The organism is Nosocomiicoccus sp. HMSC059G07, assembly GCF_001815515.1.
Taxonomy (GTDB): domain Bacteria; phylum Bacillota; class Bacilli; order Staphylococcales; family Salinicoccaceae; genus Nosocomiicoccus; species Nosocomiicoccus ampullae_A.
Window position 1 is genome coordinate 1 of sequence record NZ_KV820773.1, and the last position, 259, is coordinate 259.

At 34.0% G+C, this 259-nt stretch carries 1 pseudogene; it reads left to right on the forward strand.

Going from position 1 to position 259, the window contains the following annotated elements:
- Window positions 1–102: 102 nt before the first annotated feature.
- A pseudogene (locus HMPREF3029_RS09590) lies at window positions 103–259 on the forward strand (carbamate kinase); the annotation flags it as partial.

Genomic DNA, 259 nt, shown 5'->3' on the forward strand with positions numbered 1-259 from the left:
AAGAAAGTTTTGATAAAATAAAAATGCTGTATAATTTAAAGCTTACGTCAAATGTGAGTAACGATATGGCATCAATTAAATATTTAATCAGGAGTGGTATGAATGAGTCAAAAAGTAGTTTTAGCATTAGGTGGTAACGCGATTTTACAACCAAAACAAGAACCAACTTACGAGAATCAGTACGAAAACGTGTATAGTGCAGCGACGAGTATGGTTGACCTCATTAAAGCAGGACACGAAATTATCGTTACTCATGGTA